General features: G+C 44.5%; 15 protein-coding genes. 6 read left to right on the top strand and 9 right to left on the bottom strand.

Annotation, left to right across the window (positions count from 1 at the left end; all coding sequences use genetic code 11):
- Positions 1-3 precede the first annotated feature (3 nt).
- The 4 genes from tmk to ACK8OT_RS08715 are packed head-to-tail and all read left to right on the top strand — an operon-like array spanning position 4 to position 3,000.
- Positions 4-636, top strand: coding sequence for a dTMP kinase (gene tmk, locus ACK8OT_RS08730; protein ID WP_410196121.1), 633 nt, complete (start codon positions 4-6; stop codon positions 634-636).
- Positions 633-1,607, top strand: a complete 975-nt coding sequence (gene holB, locus ACK8OT_RS08725) for a DNA polymerase III subunit delta' (RefSeq protein ID WP_410196120.1) — start codon at positions 633-635, stop codon at positions 1,605-1,607. The genes tmk and holB overlap by 4 nt, the downstream gene beginning before the upstream one ends.
- A complete protein-coding gene (locus ACK8OT_RS08720) occupies positions 1,597-2,379 on the top strand; it encodes a TatD family hydrolase (protein WP_410196119.1) in 783 nt (260 codons plus the stop codon). Before holB ends, ACK8OT_RS08720 begins: the two co-directional genes overlap by 11 nt.
- A gap of 9 nt (positions 2,380-2,388) precedes the next feature.
- Positions 2,389-3,000: a trimeric intracellular cation channel family protein gene (locus ACK8OT_RS08715; RefSeq protein ID WP_410196118.1), complete on the top strand. Its 612-nt coding sequence runs from the start codon at positions 2,389-2,391 to the stop codon at positions 2,998-3,000.
- Positions 3,001-3,163: 163 nt separating this feature from the next.
- On the opposite strand, the gene rsmF is transcribed toward ACK8OT_RS08715, so the two are convergent.
- From rsmF to ACK8OT_RS08695, 4 genes are all read right to left on the bottom strand, one after another.
- Positions 3,164-4,609 (bottom strand): 16S rRNA (cytosine(1407)-C(5))-methyltransferase RsmF, encoded by a 1,446-nt coding sequence (gene rsmF, locus ACK8OT_RS08710; RefSeq protein ID WP_410196117.1) that lies wholly within the window; start codon positions 4,607-4,609, stop codon positions 3,164-3,166.
- Between the two features lie 39 nt (positions 4,610-4,648).
- The gene (locus ACK8OT_RS08705; protein WP_410196116.1) at positions 4,649-7,282 is read right to left on the bottom strand and encodes a PqiB family protein; all 2,634 of its coding nucleotides are present in this window, start codon (positions 7,280-7,282) and stop codon (positions 4,649-4,651) included.
- On the bottom strand, positions 7,266-7,778 hold the full coding sequence (locus ACK8OT_RS08700) for a paraquat-inducible protein A (RefSeq protein WP_410196221.1): 513 nt from the start codon (positions 7,776-7,778) through the stop codon (positions 7,266-7,268). Before ACK8OT_RS08700 ends, ACK8OT_RS08705 begins: the two co-directional genes overlap by 17 nt.
- A gap of 91 nt (positions 7,779-7,869) precedes the next feature.
- The gene (locus tag ACK8OT_RS08695; RefSeq protein WP_410196115.1) at positions 7,870-8,502 is read right to left on the bottom strand and encodes a paraquat-inducible protein A; all 633 of its coding nucleotides are present in this window, start codon (positions 8,500-8,502) and stop codon (positions 7,870-7,872) included.
- A gap of 122 nt (positions 8,503-8,624) precedes the next feature.
- Here ACK8OT_RS08695 and ACK8OT_RS08690 point away from each other — a divergent pair, with 122 nt between their 5' ends.
- Positions 8,625-8,924, top strand: coding sequence for a YebG family protein (locus ACK8OT_RS08690; RefSeq protein WP_410196114.1), 300 nt, complete (start codon positions 8,625-8,627; stop codon positions 8,922-8,924).
- 46 nt (positions 8,925-8,970) lie between these two features.
- Here the strand turns inward: ACK8OT_RS08690 and ACK8OT_RS08685 are convergent, their stop codons facing one another.
- The 5 genes from ACK8OT_RS08685 to ACK8OT_RS08665 all read right to left on the bottom strand — a co-directional run bounded on the left by ACK8OT_RS08685 (position 8,971) and on the right by ACK8OT_RS08665 (position 14,787).
- Positions 8,971-9,906 (bottom strand): GGDEF domain-containing response regulator, encoded by a 936-nt coding sequence (locus ACK8OT_RS08685; RefSeq protein ID WP_410196113.1) that lies wholly within the window; start codon positions 9,904-9,906, stop codon positions 8,971-8,973.
- Between the two features lie 154 nt (positions 9,907-10,060).
- Positions 10,061-10,303, bottom strand: a complete 243-nt coding sequence (locus ACK8OT_RS08680) for a hypothetical protein (RefSeq protein WP_410196112.1) — start codon at positions 10,301-10,303, stop codon at positions 10,061-10,063.
- Positions 10,304-10,493: 190 nt separating this feature from the next.
- Entirely contained in the window at positions 10,494-12,161 is a 1,668-nt protein-coding gene (asnB, locus tag ACK8OT_RS08675; protein WP_410196111.1) for an asparagine synthase B, read from the bottom strand.
- A gap of 202 nt (positions 12,162-12,363) precedes the next feature.
- Positions 12,364-13,980 carry a cation:proton antiporter domain-containing protein gene (locus ACK8OT_RS08670; protein ID WP_410196110.1) on the bottom strand — a complete coding sequence of 539 codons (1,617 nt, stop codon included), beginning with the start codon at positions 13,978-13,980 and terminating at the stop codon, positions 12,364-12,366.
- A gap of 57 nt (positions 13,981-14,037) precedes the next feature.
- Complete coding sequence (locus ACK8OT_RS08665) at positions 14,038-14,787, bottom strand: HAD-IIA family hydrolase (RefSeq protein WP_410196109.1); 750 nt, start codon at positions 14,785-14,787, stop codon at positions 14,038-14,040.
- 174 nt (positions 14,788-14,961) lie between these two features.
- Here ACK8OT_RS08665 and ACK8OT_RS08660 point away from each other — a divergent pair, with 174 nt between their 5' ends.
- A complete protein-coding gene (locus ACK8OT_RS08660) occupies positions 14,962-15,576 on the top strand; it encodes a DUF924 family protein (RefSeq protein WP_410196108.1) in 615 nt (204 codons plus the stop codon).
- Positions 15,577-15,594: the final 18 nt, after the last annotated feature.

Here is a 15,594-nt window from a genome sequence, read left to right as displayed (position 1 = left end):
ATTATGACTGTTGGTAAATTTATTGTAATCGAAGGCCTTGAAGGCGCAGGGAAAAGCAGCGCGGTTGCAGGCGTAAAGAATTGGCTATTGGCCAACGGTGTTAAAGAAGTCGTTTGCACACGTGAGCCAGGTGGTACCCCTTTAGCTGAAAAAATGCGCACCTTAGTGAAAGAGCCAGGGGATGAGCCATTAAGTGATAAGGCAGAGTTGTTACTCATGTATGCCGCGCGGGTTCAGCTGGTTGAACAAGTGATCAAACCGGCATTAGCGCGAGGCGCTTATGTCATAGGGGATCGTCACGATTTGTCGTCGCAAGCCTATCAAGGTGGCGGCAGGGGCATCGATCTTAACCTGATCAAACAGATTAAACAGGCCGTGCTGGCAGACTTTAACCCAGATCTCACCTTATACATGGATATTGATCCCGCTCTGGGCCTCGCCCGTGCTGGTAGCCGCGGCGAATTAGATAGGATTGAACAACAAGCCTTGGCCTTTTTTGAGCGCACTCGCGCCGCGTATCTTGCCTTGGTTGAGCAAGATAGCAAAGCCTACACTATAGATGCGGGGCAGAGTTTAGCGCAGGTATCTTCGCAAATACTGGTGCAATTAGAGCAGGTGAGAGAGCAGATACTGTGAGCTATCCTTGGCTTGAGTCGCTTCAGCAGCAGCTTTACCGACAAGCGGATCAACAAAAGCTTCACCATGCTCTATTGATTAGTGGTATCACTGGCTTAGGCAAGGTCACGTTAGCTCAGCAATTAGCGCAACAGTTATTGTGTCAGCAGCCCAGTCAGGCTGGCCCTTGTGGTCATTGCCATGCTTGCGCCTTGTTTTTGGCGGGTAATCACCCCGATTTTCATCCAATTAAGACCGACAACCGAGTGATCACGGTGGATTCGGTGCGCCAATTAAACGCGAAACTGGCCGAGCGTTCGCAGCAGGGCGGAGCCAAAGTTGCGCTGTTTTACGATGCTCAATCATTCAATGAATCCTCGGCTAATGCGTTGTTGAAATCGCTCGAAGAGCCTGGCGATAACACCTTTTTTATCTTGATTTGCGAAAGTGTAGGCCGTTTAATGCCCACCATTACCAGTCGCTGTCAAAAGTTATTGTTAAAGCCGCCTGCTGATTGTCGGCCATGGTTAGCTGGGCAAGGCTACAATAATGTTAGCTCTGGCCTTTTGCATTTATACCAAGGTGCTCCGCTGGCTATTTTAACTGTGTTGCAACAAGGTAAGGCGGATGAGCATGAACAAATCGCTGATGCCATGCAGCAATTGTTAGATGATCCCTGCTATAGTTTTCAGTTTGCAGATTTCATTGCGAAAGACTTAACCACGCGAATGCGTTGGTTTAGTTATTTACTCCATGATATTCAAAAGGTGGCTTTAGGTGTTGGCGTTGAACAATTAGTGTTTGCTCATCACCTTACTTTATTGCAACGTTGCGCCGCTTTGCTACCAACAACGCAGCTCTATCATTTGGCTAACCGTTGGAGCACGCTCACTAATGAGTTCAGTGTGCATACCGGTTTAAGAAAAGAATTACTGCTTAGCCAATATTTTATCGATTTAAAAAACCAATTTGGAGGAAAGGGTGCTAGTTGACTCCCATTGCCATTTAGACAAACTTGATTATCAAGGCAAACATCAAGATATCGCGGATGTGATTAATAAAGCTCGCCAACGGGGCGTCACCCATATGTTGGCTGTCGCGGTAGAATTAGCGGAGTTTGAGCCGCTACAGGCCTTGGTGGCACCTTTTGATAATGTGTTTTTGTCATGTGGCATTCATCCATTACACCAAAATTCAGATCAAGATGAAGCTAAGTTATTAGCTTATTGTCAGCAAGATAATGTTGTTGCTGTCGGTGAAACAGGACTTGATTATTTTTATTCTCCCGATGATAAAGATCTACAACAAGCCTGTTTTCGTCGTCATATTCGCGTTGCAAGGACATTACAAAAACCTTTGATTGTCCATACTCGTGATGCGCGTGAAGATACCTTGGCTTTGTTATCCGAAGAAGGCCAAGGGGAGGTGACGGGCGTGCTGCATTGTTTTACCGAATCTCTTGAAATGGCGCAAGCGGCCATCGCCATGGGCTTTTATATTTCTATTTCAGGCATAGTGACGTTTAAGAATGCTGAAGCACTACGTGAAGTGGTCAAAGCCATTCCTCTGGATCGCTTACTAGTAGAGACAGATTCACCTTATTTAGCACCTGTGCCTTATCGAGGAGAGCAAAATGAGCCGGCATATACCCGAGCGGTGGCGGAATATATCGCTCAGCTTAAAGGTGTGACAACCGCTGAACTAGCTGAGCAAACCACGGCTAACTTTTTCACCTTATTTCGCCATGCACTGCCAGCAAATTAGCGATTAAATATGTGGTATTTCTTTGGCTTAGCGGCGGTTTTTACCTTTGCCGCCACGGGTGTGCTTGCTGCTAGTCGTAAGCGGGTTGATCTTATCAGCGTCTTGTTAACCGGGATGATCACGGCGTTAGGTGGCGGTACACTACGCGATTTACTGATAGGCCAACCGGTATTTTGGTTGGTAGACGAAACGTACCTTTGGGTCGCCTTGCTGGGCTCCTTGGTGACCTTTATTACCGAGCCTAGTATGCGCAAGCGTTATCATTGGGTGTTATACCTTGACGGCCTTGGCATAGCGTTATTTTCTATTCAAGCCATAGATAAAGTTCAAGATGTCGGCTTTTCTGCCACGGTGGCCGTGCTGATGTCGGTGATAACAGCGATCATGGGGGGGGTAATGCGCGATGTGATGACCGGCCATACTACCTTGTTATCAACTAAAGAGCTCTACGCCACACCGGTATTATTGGGCAGTATACTTTACGTGACCCTCAAGGCCATGGATGTAAATTATGATTTAGCTGCCGTGACCGGATTCTTGGTGGTGTTTGTGGTGCGCTTTATCGCAATACGTTTTAACGTGACTTACCCTGAACGATTAATGATAGGGCCAAGGGGATAAAAAAATGCTCGGGACGGATTCCCATTTATCCCGAGCTAGGGGAAGTGAATACTTTTAGTTTAGATCAGCTAAATCAAGTCGCCAGTTTTTAGTCAATAAGAATCACTTCTATTAAGTATTTCGTTACCAGCCATGAGGATGCAGCAATCAGCCGCTAGTTTAGCTACTCAATGAACAGATGATTGTCTCTTACTAGATCTCGAGGGTAGCTATTTTTGATCCGTGCGCCCACCCATTTGCCTAGGCCGATAGCCGCCCCTTTATAAAGTAAAATCAGCTCCCCTTTATTAGTTGCGTTAACTTGGTCGAGATGAATATCTCGTCCCATGTAATATTCTCGGGCTTGCTCTGAGGTTAACTCATACACATTTTTAGTCGCCAACGCTCCGATACTAAGGGCTAGCTCGTGGCTAACTCGATAAGTCTTTTTGATGACATCAGCGAGTTTAATGCCGACACGGTCAAATTTGACCTTGCCTTGCACTTGTGCAAACGCACAGGGAAACAGCCAAACTTCAGCATCACGACTAAAGATGTCGCCGGGAAGTTGCTCTGATGTAATACCAAACTGCTGATTTAGGTAATTAAATAACGCTTCTTTTTGTTTAGCACTGGCTGGACTAAAAGGAAATTTGCCGCGGTGGCGTTGCTGCTCGGTGGGGACAACGGATTGTTTTTTACGAAAACCTGCGACAAAGAAACCTTCACTGTCATATACCTGAGGCCAAACGTGTAGATACCCTTCAGGGGTCGCAACGGCTTGAGCATGGTCAAATAAATCGGTTAATGGCAGTGGCTCAACCGCATCGCCAAAAGTGGCTAGAATATGCTCACAGACGCCTTGGTTTTCATGTCGATTCAAGGTGCATGTTGAGTAAATTAATACGCCATCGGGTTTTAACGCATAAAATGCACTTTCAATGAGCTCTTTTTGGCATTGGGCAATTTCATGAACCGATTCTATGGTCCAGTTCTTCATGGCAAATTCGTCTTTACGAATGGCCCCTTCACCGGAGCAGGGCGCATCAAGTAGCACGGCATCAACACTTTCCGTTAACCAAGTGCCAAACACGCGCGCATCAAAGTGAGTAAGAGCGACATTAGTGGCAGAGCAACGTACTAAATTGGCATGTAACACCTTAACCCGGCTCGAAGAAAACTCATTAGCGATTAGCAAACCTTGATTATTAAGCTGTGCGGCAATTTGTGTGGTTTTTGATCCCGGTGCAGCGGCGGCATCAAGCACTATGGTGTCATCAGTCTGGCTTTGCCATAAATGAAACAATGCGGTGACAGGCATCATGGAGCTGGCTTCTTGAATATAAAACAGGCCCGCCAAATGTTCAGCGGTATTGCCTAAAGGAATACTTTCATCTTCACGGGTTAACCAGAAACCTTCACTGCACCAAGGGATAGGGGTGAGTTGCCATTGCAAGTGGGCAATGCGGTCTAAAAAGTCTGTAACAGAAATCTTGAGGGTGTTAACACGTATGCTCTTGCGCAATGGCTGTTGGCAAATTGCGATAAAGTCATTGAGATCTAAACCTGCAGGTAAGGTTTCTTTAATACAGTTTAAAAATGAGTCAGGTAAATGAATTGAATTAGCCACATGTCGCCCCTTATTACTTGAGGCGACATAATACCATGATTAGCGCGGAAGTTTAGGCTGCCATGTTAGCCACTTATCATCGAAATCTTGCTCCAGTTTAAACGTTTGTCCAGCTTTTGCTTTGGCTTGAACTTTACCGTTTGGCGTTGCAAAGGATATGCCGCCACTGAGAATGGCCTCTAAGGATTCAGCTTTTAAACTCGCGCCAGTAATGCCTATGTCCATGTTAAAGCCTGAGGCTTGCCAAAATACCGTATTTCTGCGGACTAAGTGCTGGTATTTCGGTTCAATATTGATATGAACTTCAACCGAATCCCCGCTGTAGGTAATATTAAAGTCGGTTACCTTACCGACTTGGACTTGCCTAAAATAGACTGGGCTACCCAGGGTTAATGAGCCGGCGCGAGGCGCAATGAGAACCAGCGCAAGACCCGCTTCATTTCGCTCGACGATTGGGGCTGATTTGCTCACGCTAAAGCGCGTTTGTTTTTTCCCCGAACCTGGAACAGCTTCAATAAAGGGGCCAGTGAAAACCGTATCTAGGTGCTCTGCACCTTGTAAGGAAACCTTAGCATTAACGAGCCAAAACTCACTGCCTTGGCGCAAAAAGCGATCGGCAAATTGCGCTTTTAATGCCACGGTTGCGGTAACGTTGTCATTGCGTTGATCCAATGCTAGGTCTGTGATTTCACCTATGGTGAGTCCTTTATACTTCACTTCAGTGTTAGGTTTGAGACCATCGGCACGTGCCAAGCTGAGCTCTAAGGTATGTTTTACTTCGGTAGCGGATTGAAAGGAATCGAATAGGGGATAATAGTCGCCGGCTTTGGTCGTTTTGTTCGCAATATTGTCAAACGCAATACCGCCAGCGGCAATGGCCAACAGTGAATCGGCATTGACTTCGACACCGCTTAGGCCTGCTTTAATATCTAAGCCACTGACATCCCAAAATAAGCTGTTGGGCTTAATCAAGTGACGATATTGACCAAAAATAGACAGCTCGATCATGATTTTGCCAGTACGTGTGAGATCATAATGAGTGACCTTACCCACGGGTAACTTACGAAAGTAAACGGGCGAGCCCAAGGTTACCGAAGTCATATTATCGCTGAGTAATCTTATGTTGAGCGGTGTTGCAAAGGCCGCTTGGCCTAGTTCAGCCAGAGATTTATCAGGGTAAAGTCGGTACTGTTCAAGAAATTTTCCGCTGACCTTATTGTTCGGGTTATAGAAACTAATGCCACCAGATATAAAACTGGATATAGGATCGGCATTAACTTGTAACCCTTCTAAAGACGCTTTGACAGAAATGCCACTGGATTGATAAAAACGACTATTCGCTCCCACCAAATGTTTAAACTGTGGATTGATTAATACGTTTATTTCAACTCCATCGGCGCGTTGGTTTAGCTTAATGGACTTAACCTTACCCGCGACCAAGCGGCGAAAATACACCGGATCGCCTGCATTCACGCCGCTGGCATCGTCTGCAACGATGGATAAAGCTAAGCTGTTATTGTCGGTTATATCGCCATCCGCAACGACAAATGTTCGCATTGGCTCGCCCACTTCGGGCTGAAAACCTATGTAATCACCTTTGATTAAATTGCCGAGGTTTTTAATTCCGCCTAAGCCAATTTGCGCTCGTTCAAGCCAAAACCGACTGTTACTGCTGAGCTGATTTTTAAACATGGGTTCGATAACAGCATGGGCTTGAAATAAATTACTGTCATTATCAAAATCGATATAGGTTATTTTTCCTGCTTTAAAGCCGCGATATATAATAGGGGTGCCGATGTTAATACCAGAAATATTTTCTAGCTTGAGTAACACCTTTGCTCCGCGATCGGCTGCTGCGACGTCGTTATAGAGTTTAAATAAAAAGTTTGAAGGCGCTTTATTGCCGTCAGCTGGGGAATCGAAGGAAATAGCACCAGATATAATCGAGGCTAAACTTTCGGTATGAACCTTGAGTCCAGAAAATGAAAATTCAGCATTGATACCACTGACATTCCAAAACCGTGAATTTTGTTTCACCAAGTTGGCATATTTTGATTGGATATTAATTTGAATTTCTACTTCCTGGGCGTCACGCACTAGCCTAAAGTTATAGACCTCACCCACTTGTATTTTTTTATAATAGACTGGAGAGCCAATTGACACACTGCCCATGTCTTCGGCTAACAGTTTAACAATTAAGCCGCGCTCAGGTTGGGTTAACGGTTGCTCTTCACTTGCAATGAAATCGGTGGCTGGGACACCAACCCCCGGACGCATATTAATATAGCTACCGGAAAATAAGGTATCTAAACCGGATACACCGCTAGTTAAAGAGGCTTTTGCTTTAACCAACCAAAATTGCGTATCACTTTTAAGCATATGCGCAGCTTGTTTTTCAATTTCGGCAACCACGTAGACACCTGAAATGTCTTCATCTAACTTGATCGCGGTTACCTTGCCTATATCAACGCCCTGATATTTAATGCGTGTTTTTCCAACTAGGATGCTGTTGGCATTATCAAAATGAATTCTAATCTCGCTAGCGCTATTGTTGAGATGTTGAAATAACAACCAGGCCCCTAAAAACAGCGCGAGCAATGGCAAAAACCAAATGGCTGACAAGCGTTGTTTATCAATTATTACAGGTGTAGCCGGCTCAATTTGTCCAGTCATTATCTTCTTCCATGTCCCACATCAATCGAGTGTCAAAACTTTTTGCAGCCATTAAGGTTAATAGTACCACCAAAGCAAATGCAGTTGCAGCAGGTCCGGGAATAACGACCAACAGCTGACCTTTATCAATGACCGCAACCATGATTGAGATAACAAATAAATCTAGCATCGACCAACGGCCGATCCAGTCAATAAACTTAAACATCAGTAAACGCAGTTTATGGTTGATCTTAAGCTTAAAATGAATCGAAATTAAGATCAGCATAATGCCGATGATCTTGGCCAATGGCACTAAGATAGAAGCAACAAAAACAATGATGGCAATGCCTGTACTGCCTTCTTCTATAAGCGCATAGACCCCTGACATGATGGTATCAGGTGTGGCTTTTCCTTGGCTAACTAATAGAGTGATCGGCATAAAGTTAGCTGGAATTAAAAATATACAGGCCGTGATTAAGTAAGCCCACGTTTTTTGGATGCTATAGGGCTGTCTCATATGCAATTTGGCATCGCAGCGTGGACAGAGAGTATGTGGTTGATAGTGGCAAACTAGACCGCACTCGTGGCAGCGGGCTAAGCCATTTTGTTTAGCTGATTCCATTGACTTTTACTTTATCCCAATAATCGCTTGGATCAAATAAGGTTAAAATCAAGCTATTGGTGACCATCAATAAACTAAAGCAGAGTAGGCCAATACCCAATTCAATATCAGCGATATCCACCAACTTGATTAATGCAACTAAAAAAGAAACTAAATAGACTTCTAGCATGGACCAGTGAGAAAGGTGGTCTATCCATTTTAAGAATTGTTTGAGCTTTGGGGATTGCGCATGGAATATGGATAGATAGCTGGCAAAACAGAGAGAAATTAACATCATTGCGGGTGCCAAAGAGGAGCACAGGAAAATAAGCAAAGCGATAAAAATATTTCCCTCAATATAGAGCTTGAGGGTTGCTTGGATCAAGCTGACTTTTTCGGTTGTACCAATCAGCGTCATTGATAATAAAGGATAAGTATTAGCAGGGATTAATAATATTAAAGCGGTCAGAGAAAGCGCTAAGATAGTGGCGGGCTGGCATTGGGCTTTATGGTATAGGTGACTGCCGCAACGGGGGCATTTGGCACTGTGTTTGATATCTTTGGGGCTTGGTGGCTGATATGGGGCGATCAAGAGATCACAGTGGCTACATGCGTTAAGTTGTGACGAAGATTTTGTCATAATTATTATTAATCAAGCTTTTATTAGAAGTATATCTAAAGTGTGACAACAACACGAATTTTATGTTGGCGGCCGATAAAAGAAATGGTACTGTATATAAAAACAGTTATCGGAGAAAACCTGTGGCCGTAGTCATTAAATACATAGTTGAAAGAAATGGTGAAGAAAAGATGACCTTTACGAGCAAGAAAGAAGCGGATGCATACGACAAAATGCTGGATGTTGCAGACCAGCTTTCTGACTTTCTTGCGACAGGTCCTGTGGGCTTAGATGACAGCCAACTGGAGGAGTTAGGCCTGTTTTTAGCTGCCAACAAGGACGACGTGATGACGATGTTAAAAGGTGGCGCTCCAGCAGTCAAAAAGAAGCCTTCTGAAAAAGCAGACAAAAAGCTTAAGTTAGCCGCTGATCCTGCAGCATAAAAGCTAAGCTGTCTGTGAGCTTATAGAAATTGGAACGTTGCGGGTGTTAGGGCTTAAAAATGGCGTATTGTGCGCGGCCCGCATGTTTAGCTTGATATAAAGCAGCATCTGCACCGGCCAGAAAATCGTTGGCTTTGATTGGCTCGCAACTTTGGTGAGAGTGAACTCCGATGCTGACGGTGACATGGCCGACTGGCTCGATGCCGCGATGGATAATATTGAGCGATGCGATGCTGTTAAGAATGTTACTGGCTACTGCGGTGGCTCCCGTAATATCGGTATTTGGTAAGAGGACACAAAACTCTTCGCCACCGTAACGACACGCAAAATCTGAGCCGCGACGGCAGGCAGATTTAAGCTGTTGCGCGATTTTTTTCAGACAATCATCCCCCTCTAAATGGCCATGATGGTCATTAAATTTCTTAAAGTGATCGACATCGATTAGCAACACGCTAATGGGAAGTTGTTCGCGAAATGCGCGGTTAAGCTCAGCGGGCAAAGATTGATCTAGGTAGCGTCGGTTTGCAATGCCTGTTAAACCATCGCTCAATGTTAATTGCTTTAACTCTTGATTGGCTTGTTCAAGTTGAATAGTGGTCTCGATAAGCTGTGCACGCATCTTAGCGATGCGATCCATGGCTTGCAATTTTGCACTTAAAACAAGCGGGTCTACCGGTTTGGTTAAGTAATCGTCACCCCCCGCCGCGATGCCTTCAGCGAGATCTTCTGAGCTGGTTTTGCCAGAGAGAAAAATAATGGGTACCCAAGGCTCGTTGGATTGGCGTATGCGCTTTGCGACCTCATAACCATCAATTCCGGGCATCATCACATCCAACAAAATAAGATCGGGTTGTTGAGCGTGAAATAATTCAACCCCTTCTTCGCCCGATGACGCGATAATCACGTGATGCTTTTGCGGATCTAGGTATGAACTGATCACCATCTGTTCAATTTTTGAGTCGTCAACGAGCAGTATTTTCATAGACCATATTAGCGATAAGGAATTACTCAATAGTATATGACAATGTCTAACAACTGTGATGAAAAATTTCAGTTTTAGTTATTAAAACAAGCTAATAACGGCCCCAAACATAGGTTGAAAATAAGCGTTAAAGTACTTAGCAATGCTGCATAGCCTATTGGACAAAGAAGGTCAGGCTGATAAATCTCACAATGATGGCAATAAATAAAAATACCACTCCAGAGCGAATAAACTTAAATTCACCTACCGTAAGGTCATCGACGCGATTAAAGAAAATTTTCACGGTTGCAAGGTAATCTGACTTGCGTTTGCTGTAACTGATACAACCAATCAATACGAAGCAAATGCCGAACAGTAGCGCCACTGGCTCAGCGACGGTTAATATTTGCTGCCACATAATCTAATCTCCTTTTTTGTTTATCCTAAACACTGGCAACATAGAAGGCCATTAGCACTTAGTCTAATACCCGAATTAACAACTATATGTATGAAAATAATAGGTTAGATAAAGAAGAGTCAGCTGTTGTCGCAATAAAAAAGCCTTAACACAGGTTAAGGCTTTAAAGGTTTAATGCTGTACTGAGTGCTTATTTTTTGTAAGCGTCGTTGTGCACACCTGCAGCGCGGCCTGATGGATCCGCGTTGTTTTGGAACGACTCATCCCACAATAACGCTTCAGGTGTTGAACAGGCAACAGACTTGCCATGTGGTACACATTTAGCCGCAGACTCAAGTGGGAAATGCTCTTCAAAGATACAACGGTAGTAGTAAGCTTCTTTGGTATCAGGCGTGTTGATTGGGAATCTAAACTCAGCACTGGCCAGTTGTTGATCCGTCACTTGCGTGCTGATAAATTCTTTCAAGCTGTCGATCCAGTTGTAACCTACACCGTCTGAGAATTGTTCTTTTTGACGCCATAGCACTTCATCAATCAGCTTGCCATCGAATGCTTCACGTAGAATATTCTTCTCGATGCGACCGTCTTTGATCATTTTTAGCTCTGGGTTAGTACGCATAGCCACATCCATAAACTCTTTGTCTAGGAAAGGCACGCGAGCTTCAATACCCCAAGCCGCCATCGACTTGTTAGCACGTAAACAGTCAAACATGTGCAGCTTGCTTAGTTTACGGTTTAGCTCTTCATGGAACTCTTGTGAATTTGGCGCTTTGTGGAAGTATAAGTAACCACCAAAGATTTCATCTGCACCTTCACCAGAAAGTACCATCTTAATGCCCATGGCTTTGATTTTTCTCGCCATTAAGTACATTGGAGTAGAGGCACGAATAGTGGTCACATCGTAAGTTTCAAGGTGATAAATTACTTCACGTAGCGCATCGATACCGTTTTGTACGGTAAAGATAATAGGGTGGTGGATAGTACCAATAGAGTCAGCTACTTTTTGCGCGGCAGCTAAATCAGGTGAGCCTTCTAGACCAACCGAGAATGAGTGAAGCTGTGGCCACCAAGCAGCAGATTTATCATCATCTTCTACACGTTGCTTAGCAAAGCGCTGAGTGATAGCTGAAATAACCGATGAGTCTAAGCCACCAGAAAGTAGCACACCGTATGGCACGTCACACATCAACTGACGTTTCACGGCATCTTCTAAAGCTTGACCAATCTCAGCTGGGCTGCCGCCATTGTCTTTAACGCCTTCGTAAGTCATCCAGTCACGGTTGTAGTAACGGGTGATCTTGCCTTCTTCGCTGTCAAGGTAATGTCCCGGTGGGAATTCTTGCACCTTGTTACAGATAGGCGTGAGGGCTTTCATTTCAGAGGCAACATAGAAGTTGCCGTGTACATCCCAACCCATATATAGCGGGATGATACCGATATGGTCACGGCCAATCAGGTATTTGTTCTTGTTTTCGTCGTATAGACAAAAAGCGAAAATACCATTTAGATCGTCAAGGAAGGCGTTACCTTTCTCTTCGTAAAGGCCTAAGATAACTTCACAATCGGATTTGGTTTTAAACTGGTAACCACAGGTTAGCTTGGCAGCTAAATCTTTATGGTTGTAGATTTCACCGTTAACAGCAAGGATATGTGTGTTGTCTTGGTTATATAAAGGCTGAGCCCCTGTATTAACGTCAACAATTGAAAGACGTTCGTGAACTAAAATTGCGTTATCGCTGCTGTAAACGCCTGACCAGTCTGGTCCTCTGTGGCGCAGCAATTTTGACATTTGAATAGCTTGTTCACGCAGTGTAGCGACATCACTTTTAATGTCGAGAATACCGAAGATCGAACACATAGACTTCCCTTCTTAAATAAGTCTTTGAGCAGTTAGCTCATTTTTAAATTTTTGCATCTAAAGTTACATGGAGCAGAGGGGGAAGGCTGACGCCATTTACAACCTGTTTCCATTACGCTTTTATAGTTAGACGTTGGTTTTAACAAAAAACCAACACAAAGTCACTGCCCAATTACATCAATAATTGAGCAGTATTACAGGATTAAATATTAAATCGGCTCGCTATTGGTGTTGTCATGCTTTGCATTTCATTGCAAACATGGCGTGCAAATCCGGCGCCGGCCTCATCATACATATTAAACACTGCATCGACACCGAGACCTTTTAGCTCTTCGATATCTTCAGCAAAGCGTGCAATTGCGGCAATGTTCATACTACAGTTACGATTTCTTAACTGGATTGCTGCATAATGGTTACCGTTATGATCTGGCATGGCGAGCAATATCAGCTTGATCTGATCGGTCAGTTCGAGCTTGTTCCAAAAATCTGAGTCCATTGCGTCACCTGTGATAACGCGTCTGCCTAATTCACGATGCTTAATGGTTTTATCATGGCTGTTATCAATCCCTAATACGGTATCTCCGAAAACTTGTTTTAATTCATCATAAGCACCGGTACCAATTCGGCCCATCCCCATCACCAACACAGTCGCGTCACCCACCCGAATGGGTCTGTCTTCTACATGTAAACGAAGATGCTGAAAACGCTTTAGACGAGCTGACATTTTTTGATACAACTCATCACTCTTGTTGTTGAGCAGAGAAGACAAAACAAAACTGATGGACAGAGCAATGGCGGCAATAATCAACCAATCATTACTTAGCCAGCCTTTACTTGCGGCAAGGGCAGCAACGATTAAGCCAAATTCACTGTAATTAGCGAGTGAGAACGAACCTAATAGCGAGGTTCGAGCGCGTAACTTGAATAGGTTAAAGCAGAAAAAGTACAGCATGGTTTTAATTGGCAGTAACAGCACCAAAATAGCAGCAATGATAAGATGCGTTTCATTTGGCATATCGTTGAGGCCAATATTTAAGAAGAAACACACTAAAAACAGCTCTTTTAAGTTAAATAGTGCCTTTGCCATGCCGCCCGCACTCGGATGAGCTGCAACCAGCATACCGGCGATTAACGCGCCCAAATCGGCTTTCATGCCAACGGCCTCAAACAAGCCAGCACCAACCACAAGAGCTAAGAAAAAGCCATATAATACAAGCAATTCACCGTGGCCCACCTTGTCCATCACCTTAAACAGCACAGGGCGAAGCAAAGGCAGTAAAACTAACGCGATGGCGTAGTACTCGGGCAGTTTGCCGGTGGAGAAGGTAAGAAACAAAACAGCAAAAATATCTTGCATGATCAACACACCAATGGCGATACGACCATACAAAGAGTTCATTTCACTCTTTTCTTCTAAAATTTTAACGGCAAACACCGTACTGGAAAAACTTAAGGCAAAAGCGACGATAAACAAACCCGTGTTATCTAAGCTGTCGACAATGGAAAGGCCTAACGTTTTTAGAATGAACAAAACAAAGGCAAAAAACAGCACAGATCCGGTGATATGCAAGGTCGCTGCACCGAACACTTCACCTTTGAAGAGGGTGCGAATGTCGAGCTTCAAGCCAATTGAGAATAACAGTAAGGTTACCCCGAGGTCGGCAATGGCGGTCAAACCCGGAGTAGATTCAAAGCCGATAGCATTGAGCACAAAGCCAGCTAATAAAAAGCCAACCATGGGTGGTAAACCGATGGCATTAATGGCCATACCGGTGGCAAAGGCGATGCCGATAAGCGTAACAAGTAATGTTGGTTCCATTTAAGTATCTTTATTCTTATATTTACAACAGACAAAGGTTAGCACCAGCGGTGCCGTTTATAAAAAGTCAATATCCTGAATTGAGTTGACAATGTGGTTGGGTTTGAATGGCACCTTGTCAATATCTGCCAGTTGGCTGACGCCACTCAATACCAAAATGGTCTCAAGACCCGCTTGAAAGCCCATCAGAATATCGGTGCGTAAATTATCGCCGATAATACAAGTATCCTTAGAATGTGCACCAATTTTATTTAGGGCTGCGCGAATAATCCAAGTACTTGGCTTACCAACATAAAAAGGCTCGCGTCCGGTCATGCGCTCAATCGGCGCGCATAATGCGCCGCAAGCCGGACTCATGCCGGGGCCATGGGTATCTGGGTTGGTGGCAATAAAGCGAGCACCATCGGCCACAAATCGCGCCGCTTTTTGGATCATGCTCCAGTTGTAACTGGTGGTTTCTCCCACAATCACAAAATCGGGGTTAATGTCGGTAATGGTAAAGCCTGCTTTATACAGCTCGTGGGTGAGGGCACCTTCGCCAATCACAAATGCTTTGTTGCCTTCTTGGCGCTCCATAAATGCAGCCGTGGCCATGGCTGAGGTATAGAAGTATTCAGCGGGGACATTGAGTCCCGCGGATTTAAAACGGTTATGCAGATCATTTTCTGTCATGGCTGGGTAATTGGTCAAAATAACCAATTTATTACCTTGCTCTATGATACGGTGAATAAAAGTATCGGCTCCAGGGATCAAGGTATTGTTATGCAGTAATACGCCGTCAATATCGCAGATAATGCTTTTTTGCATGATGAGTTCCGTATAATGTTAAATGCAGTTTAATACTAACCAGTAAAAAAACGTCTGTATATAGGCAATTAAGCAAGTCCAGCTAGGATATTTTACAGTGACTTAACATCTAGCATGTGCGTCGGTACTACTGTCGATATAACCGTCGGCAAAACCATAAACTAGGAGAGGTGCATGGCACAGCAACAAGAGTATCAAACGGTTATTGCCTATTGGTTTGGCGAGTTAACTGATGGCATGGCTGATGAGCAACATCAGCAGCGATGGTTTGCCGGTGGTGAGCAGGTCGATGCTGAAATCAAACAACAATTTGCCGCTGTCCATCAGCAACTTGCCAATGGCGAGCTCGAACACTGGTTAAGACATGATTTAGGCCGCTTGGCGAGTATTATCGTGCTGGATCAATTTAGCCGTAATTTATATCGCGGTACAGCGCAAGCTTTTGCTTATGACAAGCAAGCATTAGCGCTGGCAAAAGAAGCGGTCGCGCAAGGGGTTGATCTGCGTTTGCCGCTCGATTATCGCGTGTTTATCTATATGCCATTTGAGCACGCAGAAGATATTAATGAGCAAGAGCATTGCCTCGCACTTTTTCAAGGCTTGTTAGAAGATGCGCAGTCACCTAAGGCAATAGAACAAGCCCAAGGTTACCTTAGCTTTGCCCAGCAGCACTACGACATAGTACGTCAATTTGGTCGCTTCCCCCACAGAAATGAAGCCTTAGCAAGATCTTCAAGGCAAATTGAGTTACGCTACCTAGCCGCCGAGCACAGCCGCTTTGGTCAATAGGGGCGTGTAAAAAGGCCG

Source organism: Motilimonas thetidivivens (genome assembly GCF_046452435.1).
Taxonomy (GTDB): Bacteria; Pseudomonadota; Gammaproteobacteria; order Enterobacterales; family CBDFNC01; genus Motilimonas.
This window is presented reverse-complemented; position numbering and strand designations above follow the sequence as displayed.